This is a genomic window from Methylomonas koyamae (assembly GCF_001644025.1).
Taxonomy (GTDB): Bacteria; Pseudomonadota; Gammaproteobacteria; order Methylococcales; family Methylomonadaceae; genus Methylomonas; species Methylomonas koyamae_A.
Genome location: NZ_LUUK01000228.1, coordinates 1 through 4022, shown reverse-complemented (window position 1 = coordinate 4022; position 4022 = coordinate 1). Strand labels below are relative to the sequence as shown.

General features: G+C 58.6%; 5 protein-coding genes. 2 read left to right on the top strand and 3 right to left on the bottom strand.

What is annotated here, in order from left to right:
* Together A1355_RS23150 and A1355_RS23145 are read left to right on the top strand one after the other, a co-directional pair.
* Nucleotides 1-901, top strand: a 901-nt coding sequence (locus A1355_RS23150; RefSeq protein ID WP_197471892.1) for an RHS repeat-associated core domain-containing protein, incomplete at its 5' end; no start/stop codon positions are given.
* 3 nt (nt 902-904) lie between these two features.
* The gene (locus A1355_RS23145; protein ID WP_064031642.1) at nt 905-1273 is read left to right on the top strand and encodes a hypothetical protein; all 369 of its coding nucleotides are present in this window, start codon (nt 905-907) and stop codon (nt 1271-1273) included.
* Between the two features lie 309 nt (nt 1274-1582).
* On the opposite strand, the gene A1355_RS23135 is transcribed toward A1355_RS23145, so the two are convergent.
* The 3 genes from A1355_RS23135 to A1355_RS23120 all read right to left on the bottom strand — a co-directional run.
* Complete coding sequence (locus A1355_RS23135; protein WP_064031645.1) at nt 1583-2536, bottom strand: FecR family protein; 954 nt, start codon at nt 2534-2536, stop codon at nt 1583-1585.
* Nucleotides 2537-2906: 370 nt separating this feature from the next.
* A complete protein-coding gene (locus A1355_RS23125; RefSeq protein WP_064031644.1) occupies nt 2907-3434 on the bottom strand; it encodes an RNA polymerase sigma factor in 528 nt (175 codons plus the stop codon).
* Between the two features lie 302 nt (nt 3435-3736).
* Nucleotides 3737-4022: FecR family protein (locus A1355_RS23120; RefSeq protein WP_157198006.1), on the bottom strand; the 286-nt coding region annotated here is incomplete at its 5' end.

Genomic DNA, 4022 nt, shown 5'->3' with positions numbered 1-4022 from the left:
GTCCGACAGGCTCCTAGGAGATATCCCCGTGGCGGTGATTGATCTGGACGCCAACGGCTCGCATATCGCGACACATTACATCGAAACCGACTTCACCAACACCCCGCGTTATTTGAGAAAAGAAGGGGGTGATCCTGGAAAAGCAGTTTGGGCTTGGCCGATCACCCCCTACGGCGATACCCCGGCCCTGGAAGACCCGGACGGCGACGGCGTGAAGACCACCTTCAACCTGCGCTACCCCGGCCAATACTACGATGCCTACTCCGGCCTGCACTACAACCACACCCGCTACTTCTCGCCCCGCGCCGGCCGCTACCTGCAACCCGACCTGATCGGCCTGGAAGGCGGCACCAATGTGTATACTTACGCCAATGGCAATCCGGTGATGTTTACGGACCCGACGGGCACGATCTGGGATTTGGTCGATTTTGGCTTTTTTGCGCATAGCTTTGCCACTTATCTTCGAATGCCCACCTGGGATAACGGGATCAACCTAGGTCTAGACACCCTGGGGCTTGCTCCGGGAATACCGGCTTTAGGGACGATCAGAAGGGTGGCCGATAGTGCGGCTGAGGCGGCAAAGGGGGCAGGTGATTTAGTTGCCCTTACAAAAGCGCGGTTTGGACATGCATTTACGACGCATGGTCAAGATGCAACGGAGTTTTTAACGAAACGAGCGGCGGGGTCAGGGAAACCAATGGGACAGTTCTTAGACGATCAAGCGGCGGCGCGTTTGATTCAGGATAATCTGGGTAATTTGAAGAATGGAGCCATCTCAGTACCAGTCCCGAATGGGTTTCCCGCTCGCGTGATTATGCCAGATGGGTCGTTCGCTCCTGCATCGACTATTCGCTTGGTTCCAAGTGGTAACGGTGTAAAGACAGCCTATCCGGAGCTTTGACCTATGTCGCGCGAGTTTTATGGCCCAAAGGCGGATGCGGAAAGCGTCATCAATCAATTATTGAGCCTCCCCGCTACCGGAAGGGAGCAGGATTGGGAGATTGAGCTTGCCGATCCAGCGAGAATCGACGAGATGCTCGACATACTTGAATCGAAAGACATTGATTTCGAGTGTAAAAGTGCGCTTGCTCTATTGGCAATAAGCTCAATGGAAGAAGCTAATGAAGCAGGTATGCTTGAGGCCGCACAAGTACGACGGGCCTATCAACTCTTTTTCAAAAGGGATGAACTGCGCGAAAGAATGTGTTTTTACTGGATCGAATTGGGAAGAGCGAACAATATTGAATTGGTAAAAAGCGTTATTGCTTGTTGATTCCTTGCTGGTCGAGCTGATAACCGGTGCACGGCCGTAACCAGACTAAACGAATATGTCGGTGACCGGCCTTGGACAGCCGCATTTTCTTGCGCACACTTTTGCCGGATTCAAAGGACCGATTAGCCTGGGTGGGTACGGTTTTTGTGCCCACGCGGATTTTAACGGTGGGCAAATTTGCCGATCCTATCTGCTCGTATATGCGCTGACGCAGGGTGCCGGTAAGGCTGGGCGGCATCCCGCTGGCGGTGATTGACCAAAATCAGATAGGCGTTTTTACTTCGCGCAGAATAATTACAAAAACCCGAATCAATCGTTGCCGCGCTTGTCGAGCACGGCTTGCCGCGGATTGGGCCGGCGAATGTCGATGGGCAGCGTCATCGCGATGATGTTCAAGGCGGCGTCGAGATTGTCGGTATGAAACGTGCCGCTGACCTTGAGTTTGGCCAAGGCCGGGTCGGCCAGGGTCAGGCGGATGTCGTGGTAACGCTCCAGCTCGGCCAAAACCTCGTCAAGCCGGCGGTTTTCGAAGATCAACCGGCCTTCGCGCCAAGCAGTCTGCATCGCGATTTGGTTGGCGGGCAATTCGCGAAACCGGCCCTTACGGTCGAAACTCAACGCTTGGTTGGCGTGGATTTCCCGACTTTCGATGTGATCGACTCGAACCGCGCCTTCGACGACCGCGATCGCCACTTCGTCGTTATGCAGACGCACGTCGAAGCGGGTGCCTAAATCGACGACGCTAGCGCCACCGACTTCGATTTGGAACGGGCGGTCCCGGTCGTGCGCGACGTCGAAGTAAGCCTCGCCCTTGATCAGCACCAGCGAGCGCCGCCAGCGGTCGAGGTGTACCGTCAATTCGCTGTCCGGACTCAATTCCAGCCGGGAGCCGTCCGCCAATTGAACCGTCCGGCTGGCGCCGCGCTCGGTCGCGTAAACCGCGTTGCGCCCGTACCAGCCTCGTTCGGAGAAGGTCGCCACGCCCAGACCCAACATCAGACAGGCCGCCAACGCCGATTCGGCGAGCCGGCGGCGCGGGCGCCGGTAGGTCAGCGCGGCGGCGCGGACCGGAAAGTCCTGGCCCTTAAAGCCGTCAAGTTGTCGCCAGCGCCGCGCTATTTGCCGGTAGATCCGCTCGTGACCTTCGTCTCGCGCCAGCCACGCTTCGAAAGCGGCGCGTTCGGCCGGCGTGCAGTCGGCCGATTCCAGACGCAGCAGCCAGTCGATCGCTTGTTGCTGCAAGGTGGGCGGAGATTCGGGCATGCGCTTCAAGACGGTTGGCGAGTCGGGTAGGAAGGGCATTGTAAACCCTTGGGTTGAGCCATCGCGACCATGCTCGCGCCTTGAAAAACGCCAAATCCGCTCGCGAGAGCAGCTTCGACGCCAATTTCTCTCGGTCCGGCGCGGTATCGACGCGAGGGCGGGCAAAACCCTTTGCCGCCTTGATTTGCAGGCTGTACGCAGCGGACGTTCAATATGTCGCGATTCGGTTTGCCAACGACGTCGCGACAATCGACTCGCGGTCCGTCGCGCCGGACTAATCTACTGGCGGTACCGTGCAAGCTGGTCGCCGCACATTGACCGCAACCGGAGTCTTGGCGCCAGGCGAAGGGCTCGGGGGAGGCGGGAAAGGTCATTGTTCGTCCCAGTCGGTAAAGCGGGTCAGTACGTGATGAGCGGCGATGCCCACCAGCCGGACTGAGTTACGTTCCGAGATGCCGAGGCGCCGGCCGATTTCCCGATGCGACAGTCCCTCCAGGCGATACAGCACGAAGGCGTGGCGGGTGTTTTCGGGGAGCTCCAGCAAAATGTCGTTCAGGGTTTGCAAGGCTTGGCGGCTGGTCAGGCGGTCTTCGGGTAGCGGCTCCTGGCAGGCAATTTGCGTCAATAGCTCGTCGTCGGCGCCGGCATCGTGTTGAAAACGCTCGCGGACCGACTGACGGCGGTGTTGATCGATACTTAGGTTGGCTATAGTCCGGTACAGAAAAGCCCTGGCGTTATCGATCGATTGCGGGTCGGGACATTGCAGCAGCCGTAAATAAGCCTCCTGCACCAAGTCCTCGGCGCTGTCCTGCCCGCCGCGCTGCCCGGCAAACACCCGCAACTCTTGACTGTGGCGTTGAAATAATCTGTCGAACAGCGATCGTTTGGATTTTGGCACGCGGCGGTCCGGAAGGGCAGGGTCGGCGGTCGACTTTGGGTTAAAGTCCCGTTTCAAGCAAAGTTCGTACCCCAATTGGATCGCTGTCGCGGATTGAGTTGCTGTTGTTTAACAAATCCAACGGTTTGGCGGAGTTTGACGAGGGCGATTTTTCGAACCGGCGACGTTCGCGGCGGAGAGCAAGTGCGGCATATCCCGCAACAGCGGTCGCGCGTTATGGCAAGTCGCGCGTTTGGGATGGCCGGGCGGCGAACGCCATTTGAATACCGATGCGGGCGCTTTATCGCCAACCGATCCGGTCGTTACAGCTTGTCAGACGCCTCGACGACGATTTCCCGCTCGCCGAGACGCTTGATTTTCACCGGCAGCAGCGTGGCGACGGCATTTAACAAGTTGTCGAGTTGCTCGGTGCGGAAATTGCCGTTCACCCTTAGGCCGGCCAGTTTGGGATCGCGCAGCCGGATGACCACGTCGTGGTAGCGGCCGATTTCGGCCATCACTTCGCCGAGCGGCCGGCCGCGAAACAGCAATTGGCCCCGGCGCCAGGCGGTTGCGGCGGCGATGTCGGTTTGGCCGGCGGCCAACAAC

Coding starts and splice junctions, on each gene's coding strand:
- A1355_RS23145 (WP_064031642.1), top strand. CDS start 905: ATGTCGCGCGAGTTTTATGGCCCAAAGGCGGATGCGGAAAGCGTCATC.
- A1355_RS23135 (WP_064031645.1), bottom strand. CDS start 2,536: ATGCCCGAATCTCCGCCCACCTTGCAGCAACAAGCGATCGACTGGCTG.